Here is a 22,968-nt window from a genome sequence, read left to right on the forward strand (position 1 = left end):
ATCATGCCAATCACGATAAATTCTAGCCTGGAAGCGGAAGTATTCATTCACCCGGTCTACAAGGATGGGAGCTTTCCGTTTCCGCTAAGCGATACGAACAGGGCACCCGGGAAGACCACATGGTTTCGCGGTAGAGTAGCCGGGGAGCCGGAGGCGCTCGCGGTCGGATTGGGCGAACGGAAAGACGCGACCTCCGAGCGCGTGCGTCGAGCGGGAGGCGCCGCCGCAAGACAGCTGTTAAGCGAGGGCAACAGCAACGCGACGCTTGTCCGTACTCTCGATTTGGTGGACGTCATGGATAAAGAGGGCGTTGCCGTTTGGCTGCAAGCATGGCTGGAGGGTTGGATGTACGGCTTGTACCGGTTCGATAAGTACAAAGCGGTTTATGATAACGGTTCAAGAGACGTTACTCTTAATTTGATGCCTGCGGACTGGCCGGAGCTAACCGAAATCGAGCTGGAAAACACGATATCGTTAGCACGAGCGAGAGCGGAAGGGGTAAGACTGGCGAGAGATTTGGTCAACGAGCCTCCCGAAGTGCTTAATCCCGAAGCTTTCGTGGAAAGAACGGTAGCTTACTTCGAGAACATGCCGGTTCAGGTGCATGTCTATCGCGGTCGGGAGCTTGAGGAACGACAAATGAACGGATTGATCGCGGTAGGATCGGGCAGCAAGTATCGGCCTGCCTTGATAGAGATACGTTACGAAGCGGATGCAAGCCTCCCGATGCTGGCGCTCGCAGGTAAAGGGATCACGTTCGACATGGGCGGCATGAATATCAAAACCGGCAGGGATATCAGCGACGCGCGCATGGATATGGGAGGAGCCGCGGCGGTGATCGGCGCGATGGCCATTCTGGTTCGTCAACGCGCCAAAGTTAACGTGACGGCTCTGCTTGCTATCGCCGACAACCTTCCGGGAACCGCGGCCATGCTTCCGTCATCCATCGTCCGATTTCCGAACGGGCTCACCGTTCAAGTGGCCAATACCGATGGAGAAGGCCGGTTGGTTCTTGCCGACGCGCTGTTGCACGCAGCCAAACTAGGCGCATCGGAAGCGATAGATATTGCCACGTTAACGGGGAATGTCGGACAAGCTCTCGGACTAGGATTGGCAGGCATTTGGGGCGATTCCGGCATGACCGAGGCGCTGGTTGGGATCGGCGAGGAGAACGGGGAGCGGTTGTGGCCAATGCCGCTCGTCGATGAGTACGAGTCGGATCTTCGAAGTCATTACGCGGATTTGCACAACGTCGGAACGTCGGGCTTGGCCGGCGCGATTACCGCGGCGTTGTTCATTCGCCGTTTCGTAGCGGCATCTATGCGCTGGGTTCATATCGACATGGCGGGAACGGTGCAGTACAAGCAGGATGTGGTTCATTCGGAAGCGGGTGCAACGGGTTACGGAGCCCGGCTTCTCGCCGACTATGCGACAAGCCGGTCGCTAAGCTTGGCGGATAAAGGGGAGTGAGTCTATGATTCTGGAAGTAATCGCGACTAGTCTGCAGGATGCCGTGCAAGCCGAGGACAATGGAGCCGACCGTTTAGAGCTGATTACCTCGTATGCCGAAGGCGGTTTAACGCCAAACATCGGTCTGGTCGAACAGATCGTCAGAGCGATAAGCATTCCCGTACACGTCATGGTCAGGCCTCATAGCAGAACCTTCGTATACGATCGCTACGATATAGATACGATGACCGCCGATATCAAAGCCATATCTTCAATCGGCGCCGCGGGTGTCGTATTGGGACCTTTAACTTCGGAGGGGAACATTGACCAGCGTTCTTTGGAAGCTTTGCTTTCTTTCGCAGGAACCATGAACGTGACATTTCATCGCGCGTTCGACGAGTTGGAGGATCAGGTTGCCGGACTGCGGATTCTACAAGGTTATTCGCAAATCAACCGTGTGCTTACATCGGGAGGAATCAAGTCCGCCCTAGAAGCGATCCCCGAAATTCGGCGGCTTGTGGAGGAGGCGGACGGAAGCTCATTGACCATTCTTGCCGGCAGCGGATTAAAGGTGGAAGGCATTCTATCCTTCATCGAACAAACGAAGGTCAAGGAAGTGCATTTCGGCTCCGCGGTTCGATTCAATGGGTCCGGTCTTGAACCGATCGATTGCCTTAAGTTAAGGACATTAGCCGGCATTCTTCACGAGAAGGTCTGAAAATAGAGTTGAAAAAGGTGAACAAATTGCATCCAGAGGATAGATACGTAGTAGGAGTGGATTTGGGAGGCACGAAAATCGCGGCTGCGTTATTCGATGCCGGCGGCAGCATAATCAATCGCGAACGTATGGACACGGCGGGCACGAAAACCGCGGAAGAGGTCGTTCAGCGAATGGTTTCGATGATTAATCGTGTTGCGCAAGGAAGACAGATTTACGGTGTAGGTCTTGCATCGCCGGGCGCCGTGAACAGCCGTGAAGGAATCGTCCTTAACGGGACGAATCTTCCGGAATGGGTAGACGTTCCGTTGAAAAGGTGGATGGAGACTTCCTTGGGCACTCAGGTAAAGGTCGTTAACGACGCGAATGCGGCGGCATGGGGAGAGTACGTGAGCGGTGCTGGCAAAGGAGCGGAGAATATGGTCTACGTGACCTTCAGCACCGGAATCGGCGCGGGAATCGTGTTAGACGGTAATTTGCTGCTCGGTACCCATTCTTTCGCCGGCGAGCTTGGCCATACCATTATCGATCCGGCCGGTCCTTTGTGCAGCTGTGGCAGCCGGGGGTGCTGGGAAACATTTGCTTCCGGAACCGCTATTCGAGAGTCGGCTCTCAGGTTAATGGATAGTAGGCCGTCGCTCATTTCGGAAATAGCGGGCGCGAGCAACGAGGCCGTATCCGCAAAGCATGTTTTTGAAGCGCTTAGGCGGGACGACCCCGTGGCTATCGAGGTGATCGGTCGGACGATTCAATACATGGCGCTCGGCCTCGTGAACGTGATCCATACGTTTAATCCGGATCGGATCGTCATAGGCGGCGGAGTCAGCAAAGCGGGCGATTTACTTTTCGCGGCGCTTAGGGCGAGAACGGAAGAGCTTGTCATGGAACCTTACCGTCGTACCTTCGATATTGTGCCGGCCGGTTTGAACGACGATGTAGGCTTGGTGGGAGCAGCTGCCTTATTTTCTCGAAATTGATCCGACAATAACTGTCGCATATTTCCTATTATATGGAAAATATTCTCTTTTTATCGCGTTTGTGATAGAATGAGATTACTTCAAATATGCATCCTTTTAGGAGTGGCTGGATACATGAACTTCCTCCGTGATTCGAATATACCGGAAGCGTTCTGGTCAGAAGATGAAGTGCTGGGCGAACTCTATTCACAGATGTTGAAGGTCGTTCGCCATAAGTTATGGCGTAAGAACGATGCGGGTGACGTGGTACAAGAAGCCTGGGTACGTATATTGGAAAAGAGATCGACTTTAAGGAACAAGGACAAGCTTATTCCTTGGGCTAAGGCGATCGCCTCCAACCTTGCTTCTAATGCTAATCGCGCAAGGCGACCACGAAAGTATCGACGAGCATCTGGAGAACGAGTTATCCGGTACGAGGTCTGTTGCTGACCCTGAATCGCTAATGGAGCTGTCCGATTTGTTGGGGCAGTTGGATCCTGTGACAAGAACGCTGCTTCTGTACAAATTTTATTACGGTTTGAAGGATGCGGAGATTGCGACCGCTTTACAGTTGCCGGTCGGGACGGTAAAGGCTCGAATTCATCGCGGCAAGGCAAGGTTGAAAACCCAAGTCGAGGACGTAGATCGACATACATAATCCATTTCCCCTCTGTTCATGCTATGGTATGGAGGTGAGGGTGAAATGGCAAAAAACAAAAAACAAAAACTCGGAAACGCGAACTCGAATCAAACGGAATTCGCATCCGAATCGAACGTCAACAGCAACACGGTTAATAAAGCTGCACAGAAAAATTCTAACCAGTCTAATCGTTAGTAGGGTGCGTTAGAATTGCGTTATGTTGAAGGTCGGAATACCAGTTGTATGTGAGATAACATGATGGGATTTTTAGAGAGGGACTCTAAGGGTCCCTTTCTTTTTGTCGAAAATCCGTTTATAATGTTAGGAAAACTAACGTATTTTGACAATTGATGTTGGAGTGATGAGAGATGGCGCAATGGCAACGGTGGTTAAAGAATTCGGATAAAGGGACGAACAATATTCAACTTTCCCGACCCGATAAGTCGAACGACGTCTCGCAGAAGATAAGCGCCTCCGTTGAAACCAAGCCCGACGCACTCAGACATATGATAGAGGAAGCGGTAGTGATCTCGGATCGACTTCAAGCGGCAGTATCGGAAGTGGATTCCAGCATGAACCAGCTGGATGCTATCGCTGACAAGACGGCGGATCACGAAGAGAAGCTTCGACATAACAGCAAGACTGCCATGCTCCGGCTGGAAGAGGCGTTCTCGTCCTTGCAGGAAGTTTCCGCCGCATCGCAAGAAATTCGCGGCGTCACGGAAGTGTTGAGCTCCCAGAGTCTGAAGACGCGGGACGTCGTTGTAGACGTCTGCCGGTCTCTGAACCATACGGATGACGTTATGAACGACCTTGCCAAGAACCATGGCACGATGGAGGAGCGGATCAACGGATTAATCGCCCAAGCTTCCAAAATCGGTGAAATAAACGAGCTGATTCAGGAAATCGTGACGCAAACCTCCTTGCTGGCCTTGAATGCGGCTATCGAAGCCGCGCACGCGGGCGAGCACGGGCGCGGCTTCTCCATCGTCGCGCAGGAAATCAGGAAGCTGGCCGAACAAAGCGGACAAGCCGTAAAGCGCTCGACCAGCATCGTGCAGAATATCGAGTCGGGTATTCGCCAAGTCGTAAGCTCGGTGGATAACGAGAAAAATTCGGTTGCTCTCGGCATCGTGGAAATGAACAAAACGCGCGAGAAAATGGACGTTATCTTTAATTCTTTCCTTACGGTAGACGAGCATATTAACAAAACCTTGGAATTCGCGGTGGAACAGGCGGACCGTACGTCGGCGACTAACGCTATGCTAGAGGACGTCGTCGAATCCGTTGGCTTAACGATCAGCAGCGTGGACGATACGCTTGCCCAGAATAGAAGGCAAAGGACGGAAATCACGAATCTCGGTCGGGTATCCGAAGAGTTGAGGGAGTCCGCGGACGAGTTGATCGAAGCCGTTCAGAACGCGGGAGGCCGCGCTTGGGAAGGCGTTGCTGCCTCGGATACGGCGCGTTGGACCGATTTGCTTAGAACGTTGATATCCGATCCTTCCCTAGCCGGAATGGGAGAAGAAGACCATCGCGAGGTGCTCGGAGGCTGCATGCAAAGAAACGCGGGAATCGATGCGATTTGGTCGAACCGCAGCGACGGTTCCTTCGTCTTTTCGCAGCCGGAAGCCGGGTTGCTCAACGCGAGAGGTAGAGAGTGGTGGAAGAAAGCGATGAACGGTGAAACCTTCGTTTCGGAAATCTATATATCCGCGATAACGAAAAAGCCTTGTTTAACGGTTTCGATGCCATTGCGGCGCCCGGATGGGACGGCTTTCGGAGTGATCGGAATCGACATTGTGGTTTCTTGACAAAAAACCGAGCAAAAACAGTTCTCAAATGGATGATTTTGCGGTATGATATAGATAATGTTATGAAAGTTAACAAGAACTAGGCAGGTGATCTATCATGACGAAACCATCCGTATCATTCGTACCCTCGGCGTCTCCGCGTCGCAAAGCGGGGGAGGTACATTCTTTGTTGGAGGCTTTGATCTCGAAGCGAGAACAGGAAATATCGGAAATCGAACAGATGGTGGAGCGTTACGAGCGGCGTTTAAGGTTGGAAGAGCAAGCTTACCGGTCGATGTCCACGCTTCGTCGTATGTTAACGGGTAAGAAACCGGATCATCACCTGGCGTTGGAATATATTCATTACGTTAAGAAGCCGATGGAGAAAGCGCGGACGCTCCGTCTGGAGATCGCTAATTATCGGGAAATGCTTAATGGCTCGATCCCTACCGAACTCCCCGAAATGCTCGTTTGATGTTAGGTTTGCATTGTTCGGCTTATAGGAAATGAAATAGGAGCTTTCTCAAAAGGGTTAACCTTTGAGAAAGCTCCTATTTTTGTTTTTATTGCAGCCTATCTTATTCCTTGGAGCTGCCGCGAAGCTGATCGACATCTAGGAAATCGTGATCTTGGCTATACGCGGGAACACCGTGGATGCTAACGTCTAGGCCGATAAGCTCCTCGTCTCGCGACACGCGAACGGGCTTGAAATATTGAATCAGCTTTAAGGCGAGCCACGTTAAAGCAAAGCCCCAAACCGCTACGACGACAAGGCCGAGGGCTTGAACGCCTAACAAATGCCAGCCGCCGCCGTAGAACAGCCCCGTATAAGTTGCGGTACCCGGCATGGCGAAGAGTCCGACCGCCAGCGTTCCGATACTGCCGCTGATGCCGTGAACGGCGAACGCGCCGACGGGATCGTCGACCTTTCGCTTCTCTAGCCATTCGCTTGCCAGTACCATGACGATCCCCGATACGGCACCGATGAGAATGGCCGCCGCGTCCGAAACGAAGGCGCAACCGGCCGTAATGCCGACTAATCCAGCCAAGGCACCGTTGATAACCATAGGAGGATCGGCTTTCCGGTAGCGCAACATCGTAAATAAAATACTCGCGGCGCAACCGGCCGCGGATGCCAGCATCGTGGTTACCGCAATATGCCCGATTCCGTCGTTCGTGGCGCTAAGCGTGCTGCCGGAGTTAAATCCGAACCACCCGAACCAGAGAATAAAGGCTCCGACGGATGCGAGAGGAAGATTAGAGGGCGGAACGATATTGATTTTCCCCTCCGCGCCGAATCGGCCTATTCGAGGGCCTATAAATATGGCAGCGGCAAGCGCCGCGAAGCCGCCTAAAGCATGAATGGCGGCGGAGCCGGCAAAATCGATCATCCCGAGCTTAGCCAACCAACCGTTTGCCGACCATATCCAATGTCCGGAAATCGGATAAATAAGACCTGTCATAATTATCGTGTATATAATGTATGCGCGAAAGTGAATGCGCTCGGCGACCGCGCCGGAAACGATGGAAATAACCGCGATAACGAACGCGCATTGAAACAGCCAGTATGTATCGTGAGAAATATTTAACGAAAGATGCGTTAGGTCTCCTCCCATGAAGAAGCCGGACAAGCCGATCAAACCGCCCGAATCTTTGCCGTACATGAACGCGAATCCGATGGCGTAAAATACAAGCGCTCCGAATGCGATATCGACGAAAACTTTCATAATAATGCTAACGGCGTTTTTCTGACGTACGAAGCCGGCTTCAAGTAAAGCGAAACCGCCTTCCATCAATAGAATCATCGCTGCGGTCAAGACTACCCATATCGTGTCCATCCCTCTCGATAATTGCTCTATTTCCATTTTTTCAACCCCTAATCTTTATGAATACCTTACATATATGATGGAAATCCGACCTCATTATATAGTGGAGAGTTACCTAAGTCAACGATAAATGTAATGATACGTAACATAAGCGACACAAAAGCAGAAAATTATTCCGTTGACAGTGAGAATGATAATTGTTATCATTTGAATCGTTGTAAAGGATGAAGCAAAAATTTATTTTGCTACAATTACGAACGATATAGTCGTTTAGGGGGAACTGTCGTGTTTAATGGAAGAAAGCAAAAAAACAAGTTCGCTGTTCTTATGGTTGGAATGATCGCACTTACTTTAGTGGCGGCGGCCTGCGGTAAAAACGAGAATAACGAAGATGCTTCCGCGTCTCCGTCCGCATCGGCTTCCGCACCGGCTTCTACGGAACCATCCGCTAGCCCATCGGCTTCGGCGGTCACGGCTACCGAAAAAACGATGACAGATGCTTTGGGCAATGAAGTCGTCATCCCGGCAAATCCGCAAAGAGTCCTTGCTACTTACTTAGAAGACCAATTGGTTGCTCTTGGCGTTAAACCCGTCGCGCAGTGGTCCGTAGCGAACGGCGTCCAGGATTATTTGAAAGCCGAATTGGAAGGCGTCCCGACGATTGCCTACGACCTGCCATTCGAAGCCGTGACTAGCTTCGAACCCGACCTGATCATCATGGGTTCGGCGGCTGCGGTCGAAGGAGACAAGTACGCGCAATACTCGCAAATCGCGCCTACGTATACGATCGGGGATCAAGTGAATAACGATTGGCGCCAGTCGCTATTGAAGATCGGAGAAATCCTAAATAAAAGCGATGTAGCCGAGAAAGTACTGGCCGATTACGAAGCGAAAGCGACGGACGCGAAAGACAAGCTGCAGCAAGCGGCGCCGGATCAATCGGCGGCAGCGCTCTGGCTCGTGCAAAAGCAATTCTACGTCGTTAGCGACAAGCTCTCGAGCGGTTCCGTTCTTTATCAAGATTTGGGTTTGAAGGTGCCAAGCGTCGTAGCGGAGATTTCCAAGACATCGGGCAGCAACTGGTTGCCGATCTCTCTCGAACAACTGGCGCAATTAGACGCCGACCATCTGTTCCTCGTGAACAGCGATGCGTCGACGGGTTCCGAAGCGCTTAAAGATCCGGTGTGGCAAGGAATTCCCGCGGTTAAGAACGGAAACCTATACGAATATCCGAATACGAGCAGCTGGTTGTACACGGGTACGATCGCGAACACTCAGATTATCGACGACGTTCTTGAGAGCATCGTGAAATAAGTAATAAGTATGCTATATCTAGTCTCAACTCAAGCTGTGCTTCTCGACGGTAACGTCGAAGGCACGGCTTTTGCATATCCGGAATAATCCGTTCGGCACTCGGTCCGCAGACGGAGGTAAAGTTACAACCCGCGGCGCTGTTCTTACCTATGGCGGATTAGCTATACTGGTTACAGAGAGATTAGAAGGAAAGTCGATTCGCATCTAATGGAGGACAGGGATATGCAATCATCGACCGCGCACCGATTGCTTTGGGGACTCGTAATCGTGGCTGTAGGAACCGTATTTTTATTGAATCAAACCGGAGTGACCGATCTGGATATCGGCGATATCATCTCGACTTTTTGGCCGGTTATCCTCATCTTGGTGGGACTGCAGGGACTTCTGCTGCAGCAGTCGGGAGGATTCTGGTGGAACGGCATCACGTTGCTGGCGGGTTTCTACTTCCTAGGGCGAAACCTCGACTGGTTCGATCAGGATTTGTCGGACGTCATTCGGCTTATCGGTCCGATAGCGATTATTATTTTCGGAATAAGCTTGATATTTAGAGGAAACAGGCCTAAGAGAGAGCGAAGGCGGCACGAAGGCAAAGAGAAGTGGAACCCCATTACTCCGCCGATCCCTCCTACGCCAATGCCTCCGGGGCCTCCGCCTGCGCCACCGGAGTGGGATGAATTCGATGGAAGTAACCGCAAGTCCGGGGAGGAGGAGCCTCAACCGTCTTATGCTCCGAAAACTCCTCTGCAAACTAAAGCACCGCTGGACCCCTATCATTCGACGGAACGCATGAAATGGGGACACGGCGCGAAATACGGACGGAAAGGACACGGCTGGCCGAATGCGGATCAATACGATCACAGTAGATTTATCGGCGACATCCATCTTGGCCAAGATTACTGGGAACTTCGACCGATGAGCATTTCGAATTTTATCGGAGATACGACATTGGATCTTACCAAAGCGCAAATTCCGGTCGGCGAAACGAAAATCCACGTTTCATCCTTTATCGGCGACGTGAAGGTATACGTGCCGAACGACTTTAACGTCGGATTGCAGGTCGTATCCAGCTGTTTGATCGGCGACGTGAAAGTATTGGATCAGAAGCGCGGAGGGTTATTCAACCAAATGTCGGTAACGACTCCGAGTTACGCGGATACCGATAAGCGAATCGTGCTAGTCGTCAGCAGCTTGATCGGCGACGTTCGCGTTACGAAGGTAGGCTAGCGGGGATGATGAATTGGGTTCGAACGAGTAAGTGGGAATCCTCGATTTACGCGGGGGTTGTGACTTTGCTCTTGCTGGTCGCCGTCTATTACGGCTGGGTTGCCCTTTCGGAAACTCCTCCGTCCCCTGAATCTTGGTTCGGCTGGACGAGCGTGGTCGTGATCTGCCAAATCGCGATCACTTACCGAATCGGGCACCGAACGCAACGCAAGCTCGACCACTTATTGCTTGCGATGAAACAGGCGTCGGCTGGCAATTGGGATCCGCGGCTACCGGTCGTGTCCGGGGATGCGTTCTCGGGCGTGAACAGGGAATTCAATATGATGTTGGACAATTTGAAGGATAGGCTTAAGCTGTTGCAGCAGATCGGCGAGCGCAACGTCATGGAGGAGGTAACTTCTCAAGAAGAAGCCGTATTGGAAGAGCGTAAGAGGTTGGCTCGGGACTTGCATGATACGGTGAGCCAGCAATTGTTCGCTTTGCATATGTCGGCTTCTTCTCTTCCGAAGCTGCTGGAAATAGACAAGGAGCATGCCGAGCAGCTTATGGCGCAATTGATCGATATGTCTTCTTCCGCCCAACGCCAAATGCGCGGATTAATTGCGCAGTTAAGGCCGATGGAGCTCCAAGGCAGGACGCTGGAGGAAGCCCTAGGGCGATGGTTTCCGGACTATTGCAGGCAGAACGGGCTTCAAGGAACGTTGGAAATTCAGATTCGCGGTCGCTTGTCGGAAGCAAAGGAACATCAGCTGTTTCTGATCATACAGGAAGCGATGGCGAACGTGGTAAAGCATGCCGAAGCGAAGAGCGTTCGCTTATTCCTTGGGGAGACGGATCGCCAGATTTCCTTGTCGATCGAGGATGACGGGGCGGGCTTCAGGGCGGAGCAAGTCAGGACGGGAGCATATGGCCTGTCTACGATGCGCGAACGCGCTCAGAAGCTGGGCGGAGAAGCGGAAATCGTAACTAAACCGGGATCTGGAACGCGAGTAAAGGCATGGTTTCCGAAGTTCGATTCGGAGAATTCCGACGACGATTCGGATGGGAACGGCTGAAGAATAGAGCTTAGGAGCGAACGAGATGACTGAACCGATACAGAGCCCTTGGAAAGTATTAATCGTGGACGATCACGAAATGGTTCGGATGGGCTTGCGCACTTATCTCATGTTGGATTCAAGGTTCGTAGTGGTAGGCGAAGCGAGCGGCGGCAAGGCTGCGATTCATTCGCTGGAGAACGGCGATTACGAGGGGCGAATGCCACAGATCGTTCTTATGGATCTCATGATGCCGGATATGAACGGCGTAGAGACGACGCGAGTATTGTTAAGCCGGTATCCCGAGCTGCGAATCATTATTCTGACAAGCTTCCTCGAAGACGAGAAGGTCGTCGAGGCCATTGAAGCGGGAGCGGTCAGCTACGTGCTCAAGACGGTATCGGCCGATGAGCTCATCTATGCGATGCAGGGGGCCGTCAAGAACATGCCCGTTATGAGCAGCGATGTATCGCAAGCTTTGACGCGAGGACTTCGCAAGCGATCCGCGAGCCATGAGGTAGAAGGATTGACGGAACGAGAACGCGAGGTACTGCTTCTAATCGCCGAAGGGCGGAACAACAAAGATATCGGCGAAGAGCTGCATATCAGCATCAAGACCGTCAAAACGCATGTAAGTAATCTCCTTATGAAATGCGACTTGGAAGATCGCACGCAGCTTGCCATATTCGCCCATCGAAAAGGTTGGGCCAAAGAAGGATAATTTATGAGCAAAGGGATACTCTAGTAAGAAAAAAAGGGGGATTCCCCGGCATGCATGCCCTTCCTTCCACATTAACCTCGCAAGTGCAGGATTATTTGAATTCGAAGGATGCTTTAACCGAGCAGGGATTTACGCTTGGAGGCAACTGGGATTACGACCATGGATCGTTCGATTGCGCGCTGGACGAAGCGAAGAAAGTGTGGCTGCGCTTGCCGTTCGACGTGACGGTAGGTAATCTGGATATCGAATCGCCGGAGAGCGACACGAAAATACAGTTCGGCGAGCCTTTCGTACTGAAGCACGTATACAATGAAGGCTTGGACAAGGAAGCCCAACCAAGGGCGGTAGGGGCGCTGATGGATCAGTTTTCCGATCCGGTCGATCCGGACGACGAAATCGAATCGAATTGGATCGAACAAGCCAAGAAAAAGCTTAGTCAGGTCGAATCGATATATCCGAATTAATCAAACGGCACGCAAGTGCCGTTTCTTCATGATTTATTAGGATAAGGAAACATTTTTTCTCCGCTTTTACTTCGTATTCATTTCCGTTTAAGATAGTTTTAAGGTAACTGGTTTAATATACAGTTAAGAAGTTAAGTACGGCGCAAGCTTAAAGCTGCGCGAGGAGGCTATTAGAGATGGAAGACAACAAAAAACCGGAAGAGCAGCAAGGATTCACATATGATTCGGAGAAGAGGGACGATCCCTACGCGGATGTCCGCAGGGAATCCGAGCCTTATACATTCGGTCCCTTCGGACCTAGCCATACTTCAGGACCTAGCGAGAATTTCAATTCCGAGCCGCCCAGAACGACTTTGGACGTCACGCCTTCCTCAACGAGGGAATATCGCCCGTTCACCGTCTCGGGCGGACCCGCTCGCCACGATTGGGGCGCGAAACCTCCCAAGCGTACATCGTTTAAGGCCATATTCTCGTCGTTCATGGTCGGCGTAATCGTGGTTGGCGGTTTGATGTTCGCGGCGGATAGACAGAATCTATTCTCTTCCGAACAATTCGGGGGACCGTCTCAAGTGCAGGACGCGTCGGTTAAGCCTGTAAGCAACGCGGTAGGTAATACGGGAGACGTCGTTCGTCCGAACAACATCGCGAAAATCTTCGAGCAATCATCGCCTGCGGTCGTGAAGATCGAAACTTATGCAGCCCCGCAACAAAATAACGGCGGTTCGATGGAAGACGATTTCTTCCGCCAATTTTTCGGTGACGACTTCGGCGGCGGAGATAGCGGCGGGAATAACGGAGCTCAAGGCGAATTGCAGCCGAGCGGGATGGGATCCGGATTTATTTTCGATTCGACGGGTTATATCCTTACCAATCAGCATGTTGTCGGCGGAGCTAGCGAAATCAAGGTGACCGTCGAAGGTCACGAGAAGCCTTTCACGGCAAAATTACTTGGATCGGATTACAATTTGGATTTAGCCGTTCTTAAGATCGAAGGAAACGACTTCCCGACGTTGAAGCTCGGAGAATCCAGCAGCCTGAATATGGGCGATTGGGTCGTCGCGATCGGCAACCCTTACGGTTTCGAGCATACGGTTACGGTTGGCGTTCTAAGCTCCAACGAACGCAAGATCAGCATACCTGACGCGAACGGAACGAGAAACTACGAGCATCTGCTGCAAACCGACGCTTCGATCAACCCGGGCAATTCGGGCGGACCGTTGCTTAATCTGCAAGGCGAAGTTATCGGCATCAACACGGCCGTAAGCTCTCAAGCCCAAGGAATCGGTTTCGCGATTCCGACCAGCACGATATCGGAAGTGCTTGATAATCTGAAGAGCAACACGAAGATCCCGCAGAAGCCATCCCCGTATATCGGAGCAACGCTTACTAACGTAACTGCCGATATCGCGAAGCAATTGGGTATCGACGAGAAAACGCAAGGCGCTTTCGTAACAGAGGTCCTTTTCAATTCTCCGGCTTACAAAGGAGATATGCGCCAATACGACGTCATTACGGGCATGAATGGCAAAACTTATAAAAACACGGATGAACTTATTGCGGCCATCAAGGAGACTAAAGTCGGCGATAAGGTGACGTTGGATGTCATCCGCAGCAATAAGAAGGCTCAATTGACCGTCGAAATCGGCGACAAAAACGAGCTTAACGAGCAGCAACAGCAACAGTAACGGTATAATCGAGATAAGAAAGCATAAGAAGGAGCGGGAAACCGAACGAGGGTTTATCCCGCTCTTTGTCGTAAGAGGAGGACGTGCCCTATGAGACCCCATATCGCGGTTATCGACGATGACGAGAAAATCACAGCTCTGCTTAGAAGAAGCTTAGCGTTCGAAGGTTATGAAATTTCGACGGCTCCTGACGGAGCCGAAGGACTAAAGTTACTTAGTCAGAGGCAAGCGGATCTGATCATTCTAGACGTCATGATGCCGAAGATGGATGGTTGGGAAGTATGCCGAAGGCTCCGAGAGGCGGGGATTTCTTCTCCCGTACTTCTGCTGACGGCTAAGGATGAAGTGACGGACAGAGTGAAAGGGCTGGATCTAGGCGCGGACGATTACTTGGTTAAACCTTTCGCTCTCGAGGAATTGATGGCGCGAGTTAGGGCGCTTCTTCGCAGACGTCCCGATAAGGCCGACGAAAGCGGTCATTACCGTTACGACGATCTGTTGCTGGACGTCGATGGGCGAGAGACGCTTCGGGGCGACCGGCGCATAGAGCTGACGGCGAAGGAATTCGACCTGTTGCATCTGTTCATGCAGAATCCGAAGAGAGTGCTTTCCAGGGATCTTATCATGGAACGGATATGGGGTTACGACTATAGCGGAGAATCCAACGTCCTCGAGGTTTACGTCGCCATGCTGAGGCAGAAGCTGGAGGAAGATGGAGAAAGAAGATTGATCCAAACCGTCAGAGGCGCCGGGTACGTCTTGAAGGGAGAAGGCTGAGCATGTCCATCCGGCTTAGGCTTACGTTGTGGTATTCGGGTCTTTTTGCCGTGGCCTTCGTGGCATTCGGTCTTATCGTGTACAACGTGGTATTTCATAATACAATGAGCGAGCTACGCGAGAGGCTAATTCAAGTAGCGAACAATACGGAGGCTTCCGGTTCTAGACAGCCGAACGAGTTAAATTTGAACTCTTCCGCTCCAGGCTTCGATTCTACGATAATAGGAATGCAATTAATCGATTATTCCAACCAGCACAGCGGGATTGTCTTGGGGAAATCGCCGAATATGGTTCGCTCGAATCTTACTTTTCCTTTTCTCAACCAATCGGACGTCGAGAAAAGATTCGTTACCAAGCAGGTGGGGGAATTTCCCTTTTATATTTACGAGCATCCATTATACGACAAGGATTCGAAAGCGGTTATCGCTTTGTTGCAGGTCGGGGTATTAGCCAGAGGAGAGTTTGCCTTATTTTCGCAACTGAAGACGATATTATGGATTTCGGGATTGCTTGGATTAATGGCGGCCTTCCTTCTCGGTATTTTCCTCTCCCGCAAAGCATTAATGCCTATAAACCGCGTAACGGAGGCTGCGGAACGGATTCAAAGCGGCTCGGGACTCGGTTTAAGGATTCCCAGAGAGAAGCCTAATGACGAGATCGGACGATTGACCGATACTTTAAACGGCATGTTGTCCGGCTTAGAGCATGCTTATAAGAATCTAGAGGATTCCAACGCGGCTCAAAGGCGATTCGTATCCGATGCTTCGCACGAGCTAAGGACGCCGCTCACTACGATACGCGGCAATGTGGATTTGTTGGAAAAAATATGGCTGGACGATAAACAGGGGGATCTAAGAAATTCGGAAGAGGATACGGATCAGCCCGAACAATCCAAGCTGTCGGTCGTCGAGAAGCGGGAAATGTCCTTGGAATCGATTCGGGACATCGCCGACGAAGCGCGGCGCATGAGTTCCTTGGTCAACGATTTGTTATCGTTAGCCAGAGCGGACGCTGGATACTCGATGGAGATGGACAACGTCTCGCTGCGCTCGTTGGCCGAGGAAGCGGCACGGAGGGCTTGGTTCCTACCCCGGAAAGCGGAATGGGCGGTCGGTCCGCTGGAAGCTTTGGATGGAGTGGAGGTGCGCGGCAATCGGGATTATTTGCTGCAGCTGCTGTTCATCCTTATCGAGAATGGCTTCAAGTATACTCCATCCGGAGTCGTTCGGCTCTATGCCATGAGATCCGATGGGTATATCGGATTGGCGGTGGCGGATACCGGGATCGGGATCAGCGCGGAAGAGATGCCGCACATCTTCGAGCGATTCTATCGCGTCGACGTCTCCCGCGGCGAAACGGCTGGGACGGGATTGGGGCTTTCCATCGCGAAGTGGATCGCCGATATGCATCATTCGAAGCTTGAAGTGAAATCGCAGCTTGGAGAAGGCACGGTCATTATGCTGTGGCTCCCGATCCTGACGACCAATGCGAAACCCGTTCAATAACGATATTAAGGCGAGTGTCACGATTGGTTTTCTAATCGTGACACTCGCTTTCGTGTTGACGGGATAATAATTCGTAAATTGTCAGTCATCCATATAAGCGGCGTATTTCCCGTCTCCTTTTCCCGGTACCTGTAATAAGCTATAATAAGAATAGTGTCGTTTCGCCCATCGCCACTCCGAATTCATTCCTAGGTAATTGGGCGAGAAAGTAGGCGTATGGTCATGGAAGTCGTGAAAATTTCCCCAAGAGGCTACTGCTACGGCGTGGTCGATGCTATGGTTCTGGCGCTGCAAACAGCGCGAAATCTGGATCTTCCTCGCCCCATCTATATATTAGGTATGATTGTTCATAATAGTCATGTAACGGAAGCGTTCAAAGAAGAAGGAATTATTACTTTGGACGGCAACGATCGCTTGGAAATTCTGGAGCAGATCGAACAAGGAACCGTCATTTTCACGGCGCACGGAGTTTCTCCGGAAGTTCGTCGAAGAGCTAAAGAGAAGGGCTTGACGCTGGTGGACGCTACTTGTCCGGACGTGACCAAAACCCACGACCTTATTCGCGAGAAAGTCGGAGAAGGCTACGAGGTCATCTACATCGGGAAAAAGAATCACCCCGAGCCCGAAGGAGCCATCGGAATTGCGCCGGGCCATGTCCATCTTATCGAGCGCGAAGGGGATATCGCGAAATTGGAACTAACTTCCGATCGAGTAATCATAACGAATCAGACGACCATGTCCCAATGGGACATTCGACATCTTATGGCTTTGCTGCTATCCGCGTACCCGACCGCGGAAATCCACAACGAAATTTGCCTTGCGACCCAGGTTCGCCAAGAGGCGGTGGCCGATCAAGCGGGGGAAGCACAGTTATGCATCGTCGTCGGCGACCCGAGAAGCAATAATTCGAATCGATTGGCGCAAGTCTCTCAAGAAATCGCCGGCGTTCCGGCTTATCGCGTCGCGGACGTGTCGGAAATCGATATCGAATGGCTCCGAGGATTGGAACGGGTGGCCGTTACGTCCGGAGCGTCGACACCGACCGCGTTAACGAAGGAAGTCATCGCTTACTTGGAACAATTCGATTCGAATAATCCGCTGACTTGGCCTTTAACCCGTACGGTCAATCCGAATAAACTGTTGCCTAACGTAAAAGTAAGGGCCGTGGAGTCTAACGCGTAATTGCGGTATTAGACGGCCGTGTCATCCAATGGAAGGAGCAACTCATGCATCGACTTCGACTGTTACGCCGTTGGCTGAAATATAAGTATATGATGTTGATTAGGGCAGAAGGCGGGGCTTCAATAGTCGCGATGGGTTTCGCGATCGGACTTGCGGTCGAGATGTTTACCTTACCGACATTAGGATTCGCGTTTATCCTTATCTTCCCGTTATGTTATCTATTAAGGGGGAACCTTCCTGCCGCGCTTATCGGATTCGTCGTCGGCAAAGTCATCTATATCCCGATGATCTATCCGAACTCCAAAGTCGGGGGGTGGATTCTGCCGAAACATCTGAGCATTCATCTTCCCGTAGTACCGGAATGGTTCAACCATCTCCTGCTTACGAACTTAAAGTTGATCGTCGGAGGTATGGTCGACGGGGCAATTCTCGGCTTGATCTTTTACTTTCCTATTAAGTACAGCTTGAATGCTTATAAGGCTAAGCGCAAGGACAAGAGGAAATTAAAGAACAAGGTCGAACCGAGATCGGCTATCGAATAGGTAAGGGACGATGTACTTGAATATGGGCGAAAAAATGCGGAAATGCTCTCTATTAACTCAGCCGTATAGCGGTTTGCGGGGTTGACATGGAGCATTTTTTCATCTATATTTACTTTAGTGCTTAAAAGCGTATAAGCGTTGAAGCGTATACGCGTTAAACCAATCGGGAGCGTGGACACTATGATCGTTATTACTTCCCCACATATCGCAGAAGAGCGAATTACGGAAATCGTCAATCATATCGAGCAATCTGGCGTACAGGCGCACGTATCGCGCGGAACGGACCGTACGGTCATCGGAATCATCGGCAAAGCGGAGCCGACGCTCGCCGAGCATATCCGTTCCATGAGAGGCGTAGAGAACGTGATCAAGATATCCAAATCCTATAAGTTGGCCAGCCGCGATTTCCATCCGGACGACACGATCATTGAAGTGAAGGGCGTGAAGATCGGCGGAGATAATCTGGTCGTTATGGGCGGTCCTTGCGCGGTGGAAACGCCGGAGCAAATCGACGAGATCGCGCGTCTAGTGAAAGCAGCGGGCGGGCAGGTATTGCGCGGAGGCGCGTTCAAGCCTAGAACCGGGCCATACAGCTTCCAAGGCATCGGCGTCGAAGGGCTTAAGTGGATGAAGGATGCGGGCGATAAATACGGCTTGCTGACGATCACCGAAGTCATGGCCCCCGAATTCGTCGACGTTTGCGCCGAATATGCTGATATCATGCAAGTCGGAACGCGGAACATGCAAAATTTCGATCTGCTTCGTAAGCTGGGCACGATTAAGAATCCGGTGTTATTGAAGCGCGGATTCAGCTCGACTTACGACGAGTGGTTGAATGCGGCGGAATACATCCTCGCGGGCGGTAATCCCAATGTTATGTTATGCGAACGCGGAATCCGCACGTTCGAGACTTACACGCGCAATACGTTCGATTTAGCGGCGATTCCGGTCATTCAGCAGCTGTCCCACCTTCCGGTAATCGCAGATCCGAGTCATGCGACGGGACGTCGCGAACTGGTAGAGACGATGACCAAGGCGTCGTTGGCTGCAGGAGCGAACGGACTGATCATCGAAATGCATACGGATCCCGATAATTCGGCCACCGGAGACGGAGTGCAGTCGTTATTCCCTGATCAATTCGCAAACCTGCTTAAGGAACTCGAACAGCTTGCTCCGCTATTAGGGAAGAAGTTCGATACGGAAAAAGCGCCAGCCGAAGCTTTCGCAACTTGGATTAAGTAAGGCGTTTGCGAAAAAGCTGCCTATTTCGGGCGGCTTTTTGTTGTTGCCGGGTTCCCTGTTTACCTTCGTTCGGAATCTGGCATCTCGGCTTTCTGAAGGAGCTAACGGCTCTTTAAATTTTCTATTTCATTAAATTATGAATATGCGACAGACTATCGGAATGATGTTAGGTATGGAGGGGGAAATACGTAAGCGCTCACATGCAGAGAGGACAATGGGGCGGAAGGCCGGAATCCGTGGCAGATAAAGCGATGGTAACGGATATAAGCAATTATGAAGTTTTCATGAAGTTGTGAGCAATGCTCACACAAGCGCAAAAAATACCTTACATAAGTATTGACGCTCTTATAGAGGAGTTTTATAATAACTTCATAAGTTCGGTGAAAACTTGAACAATCGATCGGTTTCACGCACTTAATGTTCGGAAATGGGGAGGAAATTCAAATGTCAGCACAGCAAGTCTTGGATTTGATTAAGGAAAAGAGCATCGAGTTCGTAGATTTCCGTTTTATCGACCTCGCAGGTCGCGCTCATCACATTACTTTACCAGCTACCGAAGTCGATGCGGAAACGTTCGTTAACGGGGTAGCATTCGACGGTTCCTCCATCCACGGCTTCCGTGGAATCGAAGAATCCGATATGGTTATGATGCCGGATACGAATTCGGTGTATGTTGATCCTTTCACAGCCCATTCGACTTTAATCGTCATTTGCAACATCCATACGCCAGACGGTCAACGTTATGAGCGTGATCCCCGCTCTATTGCACACAAAGCGGAAGAGTTCCTTCAGAAGTCCGGCGTCGGTACGACTGCATTCTTCGCCCCTGAATCCGAATTTTTCATCTTCGACGATGTACGTTACGAGTCCACTATGAATTCTTCTTCCTTCTTCGTTGATTCCGAAGAGGCGGCTTGGAACACGAACCGCAAAGAAGAAGGCGGAAACCTGGGCTTCAAAGTCGGCGTTAAAGGCGGATACGTACCTGTTGCTCCGGTAGACTCCCAACAAGACATCCGTAGCGAAATGGTTCGCCTGATGCAAGAATCCGGTCTTCGTATTGAACGTCATCACCATGAAGTGGCTACCGCAGGTCAAGCGGAAATCAACTTCCGTTTCGACACGCTGACGACAACTGCAGATAACCTTATGAAATATAAATATATCGTGCACAACGTGGCTCGCCAATACGGCAAAGTCGCAACATTCATGCCTAAACCGCTTTTCGGCGATAACGGCAGCGGAATGCACGTTCACCAATCGATCTTCAACGACGGCGAACCTTTATTCTACGAAAAAGGCGGCTACGCTAACCTTAGCGAAATGGCGCTTCACTACATCGGCGGTATCTTGCACCATGCGCCAGCGCTTATCGCCCTTACTAACCCGTCTACAAACTCTTTCAAACGTTTGGTTCCTGGCTACGAAGCACCGGTTAACCTTGTTTACTCCAAAGGTAACCGCTCCGCTGCAGTCCGTATCCCGGTAGCAGCAGTAACGCCTAAAGGATGCCGCATCGAGTTCCGTACGCCGGATTCCACGGCTAACCCTTACCTTGCATTCGCAGCGATGCTGATGGCGGGTCTGGACGGAATCAAACGCAAAATCGATCCTTCCGCTCTAGGTTATGGACCGTTCGATACGAACATCTATGAGCTTTCCGACGAGCAGAAGAAAGAAATCCGCAGCGTTCCAGGTACACTGGACGAAGCGCTTGACGCTCTGGAAGCCGATTCCGAATTCTTGACCGAAGGCGGAGTGTTCACGAAGGAATTCATCGAGAACTACGTAAACGTAAAACGCGGCGAAGCGAAAGCCGTTGCGATCCGTATTCATCCTTACGAGTATGGCCTCTACTTCGATTGTTAATCGAAGCTTGATTGAAAGCTCCCCATTCGGGGAGCTTTTTCATGTCTTCATACGCGTGATACTTAGGAAAAGACGAAAATTATACACATATGTCACCGCTTTCGTTCGTGTTTTCGCTATTGAATATCGAAATAAGGACAGTTAATGGTTGCTCTAAGGAGTAAAGCTTTGATATGATAACCCTATTATGAATTTAGGATAAGGTGGGAACAACATGGCTAACCGCGCTTATAATTTCAATGCGGGACCGGCGGCACTTCCGCTCGAGGTACTGCAGAAAGCCCAGGAGCAATTCGTCGAATTCGACAATAGCGGAATGTCCTTGATGGAGATGTCCCATCGGGGAGCTATCTACGAGAAAGTCCACTTCGAAGCCGAAGCGCTGCTAAGGGAACTGCTGGCGATCCCGGATGGGTACAAGGTATTGTTCATTCAGGGCGGAGCAAGCACGCAATTCGCCATGATTCCCATGAACCTGCTTCCCAAGGGATCTACGGCCGCTTATGTCGCGACGGGCAGTTGGGCGACTAAAGCCATCCAGGAGGCTAAGCTGTTCGGAGAGACGTCGATAGCCGCATCTTCGGAAGCGGACTCCTATAAGCGTATTCCTTCCATCGTCGAATTGGCGTATAGTCCCGATGTAGCCTATCTCCATATCACGTCGAACGAAACGATCGAAGGAACCCAATGGTCGGAATTTCCCGATACGGGCGAAGTTACGCTGATCGGCGATATGTCGAGCGATATTCTATGCCGTCCGATCGACGTATCCAAGTTCGGCGTTATTTATGCCGGCGCGCAGAAGAACTTAGGGCCGTCGGGAGTTACCATCGTCATTATTCGCGAGGACCTGATCGTTAAACCTGCGGCTTCCGTACCGACTATGATGCGTTACGATACGCACGCGAAAGCGGACTCCTTATATAATACGCCGCCTACATTCGCTATTTATATGATGAACGAAGTACTGAAATGGGTTAAAGCAAACGGCGGCGCGGCGGGAATGGAAGCACGGAACCGCGAGAAAGCCGGCTTTATCTACGATGTCATCGATAACAGCAATGGATTCTATCGCGGCTTCGCGGAAAAAGACAGCCGTTCGTTAATGAACGTTACGTTTACCCTTGCAAACGAAGAACTGGAGAAACAATTCGTTAAGGAGTCGGAAGCTCAAGGCTTCGTCGGGTTGAAAGGTCATCGCAGCGTCGGAGGCCTCAGGGCATCGATTTACAACGCGGTACCACCGGAAAGCGTTCGCGCGTTGGCGAGCTTCATGAAAGAGTTCCATAGTCGCAATGCCTGATCACGAAGAACCGAATACGGCGCAGAGTAGGATTAGCGGTGAAGGGCCGTTAATCCTACTCTGCGCCGATTCGACTCTCATGATTCATGGTTATGAGTTTTAGGAGGACATGCAATGGCGTTCCATATCGTGCTCGTCAATCCGGAGATTCCGGCAAATACGGGAAATATCGCTAGAACCTGCGCCGCGACCGGGACTCACCTGCACCTTGTCCGGCCGCTGGGCTTCTCGACGGACGACAAGATTCTGAAGAGAGCGGGACTGGATTACTGGTATGCGGTTAACATCACCTACTACGATTCGTTCGAGGAGGTTGCCGAGGCGGCTAACTCGGATGCCAGATTTTTCTTCGCTAGCACGCGAGTTACGAAGAATTATACGGATTTTGAATTCCGCGACGGAGATTACTTCGTGTTCGGTAAAGAAACCGCAGGATTACCGCAGGCGTTGCTCGATGCTCATAAGGAAACGTGCATGAGGATTCCTATGACAGACAAAGTCAGGTCTCTAAATCTGGCTAATTCGGCTGCGATCCTCGTCTATGAAGCGCTTAGACAAAACGATTTCCCGTTGTCATAAACTACACGATTCGACATAATAACCGATCTTATGAGTTTCCGTGTCGAAATATTGTATTATTTTAAGCAAATCGACATTAAAGCAGGGAATCCAACTTCGATATAGAACGGTATAGAGTGGCTAAAAGGTTTCGTGATAACTAGCT

23 protein-coding genes are annotated in these 22,968 nt (G+C 51.1%); 22 read left to right on the plus strand and 1 reads right to left on the minus strand.

What is annotated here, in order from left to right; genetic code table 11:
- Positions 1-3: 3 nt before the first annotated feature.
- The 8 genes from DFP95_RS07570 to DFP95_RS07595 all read left to right on the plus strand — a co-directional run bounded on the left by DFP95_RS07570 (position 4) and on the right by DFP95_RS07595 (position 6,031).
- Positions 4-1,470: a M17 family metallopeptidase gene (locus DFP95_RS07570; RefSeq protein ID WP_115991995.1), complete on the plus strand. Its 1,467-nt coding sequence runs from the start codon at positions 4-6 to the stop codon at positions 1,468-1,470.
- A 4-nt stretch (positions 1,471-1,474) separates the two neighbouring features.
- Positions 1,475-2,167, plus strand: a complete 693-nt coding sequence (locus DFP95_RS07575) for a copper homeostasis protein CutC (protein WP_115991996.1) — start codon at positions 1,475-1,477, stop codon at positions 2,165-2,167.
- A gap of 17 nt (positions 2,168-2,184) precedes the next feature.
- Entirely contained in the window at positions 2,185-3,144 is a 960-nt protein-coding gene (locus DFP95_RS07580; protein ID WP_245987461.1) for an ROK family protein, read from the plus strand.
- A gap of 192 nt (positions 3,145-3,336) precedes the next feature.
- Positions 3,337-3,573: an RNA polymerase sigma factor gene (locus DFP95_RS29250; RefSeq protein WP_245987486.1), complete on the plus strand. Its 237-nt coding sequence runs from the start codon at positions 3,337-3,339 to the stop codon at positions 3,571-3,573.
- Positions 3,494-3,781, plus strand: coding sequence for an RNA polymerase sigma factor (locus tag DFP95_RS29255; RefSeq protein ID WP_245987488.1), 288 nt, complete (start codon positions 3,494-3,496; stop codon positions 3,779-3,781). Before DFP95_RS29250 ends, DFP95_RS29255 begins: the two co-directional genes overlap by 80 nt.
- 45 nt (positions 3,782-3,826) lie before the next feature.
- Complete coding sequence (locus DFP95_RS29590; protein WP_281273400.1) at positions 3,827-3,958, plus strand: hypothetical protein; 132 nt, start codon at positions 3,827-3,829, stop codon at positions 3,956-3,958.
- 173 nt (positions 3,959-4,131) lie between these two features.
- A complete protein-coding gene (locus DFP95_RS07590) occupies positions 4,132-5,577 on the plus strand; it encodes a methyl-accepting chemotaxis protein (protein ID WP_115991997.1) in 1,446 nt (481 codons plus the stop codon).
- Positions 5,578-5,674: 97 nt separating this feature from the next.
- Positions 5,675-6,031 carry a P-loop NTPase family protein gene (locus DFP95_RS07595; RefSeq protein ID WP_115991998.1) on the plus strand — a complete coding sequence of 119 codons (357 nt, stop codon included), beginning with the start codon at positions 5,675-5,677 and terminating at the stop codon, positions 6,029-6,031.
- A gap of 103 nt (positions 6,032-6,134) precedes the next feature.
- On the opposite strand, the gene DFP95_RS07600 is transcribed toward DFP95_RS07595, so the two are convergent.
- On the minus strand, positions 6,135-7,421 hold the full coding sequence (locus DFP95_RS07600) for an ammonium transporter (protein ID WP_115991999.1): 1,287 nt from the start codon (positions 7,419-7,421) through the stop codon (positions 6,135-6,137).
- A 246-nt stretch (positions 7,422-7,667) separates the two neighbouring features.
- Here DFP95_RS07600 and DFP95_RS07605 point away from each other — a divergent pair, with 246 nt between their 5' ends.
- The 14 genes from DFP95_RS07605 (at position 7,668) to trmL (ending at position 22,823) form a co-directional block, all read left to right on the plus strand.
- Positions 7,668-8,696 carry an iron-hydroxamate ABC transporter substrate-binding protein gene (locus DFP95_RS07605; RefSeq protein WP_425453255.1) on the plus strand — a complete coding sequence of 343 codons (1,029 nt, stop codon included), beginning with the start codon at positions 7,668-7,670 and terminating at the stop codon, positions 8,694-8,696.
- A 222-nt stretch (positions 8,697-8,918) separates the two neighbouring features.
- Positions 8,919-9,920 carry a cell wall-active antibiotics response protein LiaF gene (liaF, locus tag DFP95_RS07610; RefSeq protein ID WP_220376353.1) on the plus strand — a complete coding sequence of 334 codons (1,002 nt, stop codon included), beginning with the start codon at positions 8,919-8,921 and terminating at the stop codon, positions 9,918-9,920.
- A 5-nt stretch (positions 9,921-9,925) separates the two neighbouring features.
- Positions 9,926-10,975 carry a HAMP domain-containing sensor histidine kinase gene (locus tag DFP95_RS07615; protein ID WP_342768198.1) on the plus strand — a complete coding sequence of 350 codons (1,050 nt, stop codon included), beginning with the start codon at positions 9,926-9,928 and terminating at the stop codon, positions 10,973-10,975.
- 25 nt (positions 10,976-11,000) lie between these two features.
- Positions 11,001-11,675: a response regulator gene (locus DFP95_RS07620; RefSeq protein ID WP_115992001.1), complete on the plus strand. Its 675-nt coding sequence runs from the start codon at positions 11,001-11,003 to the stop codon at positions 11,673-11,675.
- Positions 11,676-11,725: 50 nt separating this feature from the next.
- The gene (locus DFP95_RS07625; protein WP_115992002.1) at positions 11,726-12,139 is read left to right on the plus strand and encodes a YugN family protein; all 414 of its coding nucleotides are present in this window, start codon (positions 11,726-11,728) and stop codon (positions 12,137-12,139) included.
- A 176-nt stretch (positions 12,140-12,315) separates the two neighbouring features.
- Entirely contained in the window at positions 12,316-13,824 is a 1,509-nt protein-coding gene (locus tag DFP95_RS07630; protein WP_115992003.1) for a S1C family serine protease, read from the plus strand.
- 90 nt (positions 13,825-13,914) lie between these two features.
- Positions 13,915-14,601 carry a response regulator transcription factor gene (locus DFP95_RS07635; protein ID WP_115992004.1) on the plus strand — a complete coding sequence of 229 codons (687 nt, stop codon included), beginning with the start codon at positions 13,915-13,917 and terminating at the stop codon, positions 14,599-14,601.
- 2 nt (positions 14,602-14,603) lie between these two features.
- Complete coding sequence (locus DFP95_RS07640; protein WP_115992005.1) at positions 14,604-16,106, plus strand: sensor histidine kinase; 1,503 nt, start codon at positions 14,604-14,606, stop codon at positions 16,104-16,106.
- A 222-nt stretch (positions 16,107-16,328) separates the two neighbouring features.
- Positions 16,329-17,288, plus strand: coding sequence for a 4-hydroxy-3-methylbut-2-enyl diphosphate reductase (locus tag DFP95_RS07645; protein WP_115992283.1), 960 nt, complete (start codon positions 16,329-16,331; stop codon positions 17,286-17,288).
- Positions 17,289-17,332: 44 nt separating this feature from the next.
- On the plus strand, positions 17,333-17,830 hold the full coding sequence (locus DFP95_RS07650) for a DUF2062 domain-containing protein (protein WP_115992006.1): 498 nt from the start codon (positions 17,333-17,335) through the stop codon (positions 17,828-17,830).
- Between the two features lie 180 nt (positions 17,831-18,010).
- Positions 18,011-19,072: a 3-deoxy-7-phosphoheptulonate synthase gene (gene aroF, locus DFP95_RS07655; protein ID WP_115992007.1), complete on the plus strand. Its 1,062-nt coding sequence runs from the start codon at positions 18,011-18,013 to the stop codon at positions 19,070-19,072.
- 444 nt (positions 19,073-19,516) lie between these two features.
- The gene (glnA, locus tag DFP95_RS07660; protein ID WP_115992008.1) at positions 19,517-20,941 is read left to right on the plus strand and encodes a type I glutamate--ammonia ligase; all 1,425 of its coding nucleotides are present in this window, start codon (positions 19,517-19,519) and stop codon (positions 20,939-20,941) included.
- Positions 20,942-21,155: 214 nt separating this feature from the next.
- Positions 21,156-22,244 carry a 3-phosphoserine/phosphohydroxythreonine transaminase gene (serC, locus tag DFP95_RS07665; RefSeq protein WP_115992009.1) on the plus strand — a complete coding sequence of 363 codons (1,089 nt, stop codon included), beginning with the start codon at positions 21,156-21,158 and terminating at the stop codon, positions 22,242-22,244.
- Positions 22,245-22,358: 114 nt separating this feature from the next.
- Positions 22,359-22,823 (plus strand): tRNA (uridine(34)/cytosine(34)/5-carboxymethylaminomethyluridine(34)-2'-O)-methyltransferase TrmL, encoded by a 465-nt coding sequence (trmL, locus tag DFP95_RS07670; RefSeq protein ID WP_115992010.1) that lies wholly within the window; start codon positions 22,359-22,361, stop codon positions 22,821-22,823.
- The last annotated feature ends 145 nt before the right edge of the window (positions 22,824-22,968 follow it).

The sequence above is a fragment of the Cohnella lupini genome, assembly GCF_003386205.1.
Classification (GTDB): Bacteria; Bacillota; Bacilli; order Paenibacillales; family Paenibacillaceae; genus Cohnella; species Cohnella lupini.

Coding starts and splice junctions, on each gene's coding strand:
- DFP95_RS07570 (WP_115991995.1), top strand. CDS start 4: ATGCCAATCACGATAAATTCTAGCCTGGAAGCGGAAGTATTCATTCAC.
- DFP95_RS07575 (WP_115991996.1), top strand. CDS start 1,475: ATGATTCTGGAAGTAATCGCGACTAGTCTGCAGGATGCCGTGCAAGCC.
- DFP95_RS29250 (WP_245987486.1), top strand. CDS start 3,337: ATGTTGAAGGTCGTTCGCCATAAGTTATGGCGTAAGAACGATGCGGGT.
- DFP95_RS29255 (WP_245987488.1), top strand. CDS start 3,494: ATGCTAATCGCGCAAGGCGACCACGAAAGTATCGACGAGCATCTGGAG.
- DFP95_RS29590 (WP_281273400.1), top strand. CDS start 3,827: ATGGCAAAAAACAAAAAACAAAAACTCGGAAACGCGAACTCGAATCAA.
- DFP95_RS07590 (WP_115991997.1), top strand. CDS start 4,132: ATGGCGCAATGGCAACGGTGGTTAAAGAATTCGGATAAAGGGACGAAC.
- DFP95_RS07595 (WP_115991998.1), top strand. CDS start 5,675: ATGACGAAACCATCCGTATCATTCGTACCCTCGGCGTCTCCGCGTCGC.
- DFP95_RS07600 (WP_115991999.1), bottom strand. CDS start 7,421: ATGGAAATAGAGCAATTATCGAGAGGGATGGACACGATATGGGTAGTC.
- liaF (WP_220376353.1), top strand. CDS start 8,919: ATGCAATCATCGACCGCGCACCGATTGCTTTGGGGACTCGTAATCGTG.
- DFP95_RS07615 (WP_342768198.1), top strand. CDS start 9,926: ATGATGAATTGGGTTCGAACGAGTAAGTGGGAATCCTCGATTTACGCG.
- DFP95_RS07620 (WP_115992001.1), top strand. CDS start 11,001: ATGACTGAACCGATACAGAGCCCTTGGAAAGTATTAATCGTGGACGAT.
- DFP95_RS07625 (WP_115992002.1), top strand. CDS start 11,726: ATGCATGCCCTTCCTTCCACATTAACCTCGCAAGTGCAGGATTATTTG.
- DFP95_RS07630 (WP_115992003.1), top strand. CDS start 12,316: ATGGAAGACAACAAAAAACCGGAAGAGCAGCAAGGATTCACATATGAT.
- DFP95_RS07635 (WP_115992004.1), top strand. CDS start 13,915: ATGAGACCCCATATCGCGGTTATCGACGATGACGAGAAAATCACAGCT.
- DFP95_RS07640 (WP_115992005.1), top strand. CDS start 14,604: ATGTCCATCCGGCTTAGGCTTACGTTGTGGTATTCGGGTCTTTTTGCC.
- DFP95_RS07645 (WP_115992283.1), top strand. CDS start 16,329: ATGGAAGTCGTGAAAATTTCCCCAAGAGGCTACTGCTACGGCGTGGTC.
- DFP95_RS07650 (WP_115992006.1), top strand. CDS start 17,333: ATGCATCGACTTCGACTGTTACGCCGTTGGCTGAAATATAAGTATATG.
- aroF (WP_115992007.1), top strand. CDS start 18,011: ATGATCGTTATTACTTCCCCACATATCGCAGAAGAGCGAATTACGGAA.
- glnA (WP_115992008.1), top strand. CDS start 19,517: ATGTCAGCACAGCAAGTCTTGGATTTGATTAAGGAAAAGAGCATCGAG.
- serC (WP_115992009.1), top strand. CDS start 21,156: ATGGCTAACCGCGCTTATAATTTCAATGCGGGACCGGCGGCACTTCCG.
- trmL (WP_115992010.1), top strand. CDS start 22,359: ATGGCGTTCCATATCGTGCTCGTCAATCCGGAGATTCCGGCAAATACG.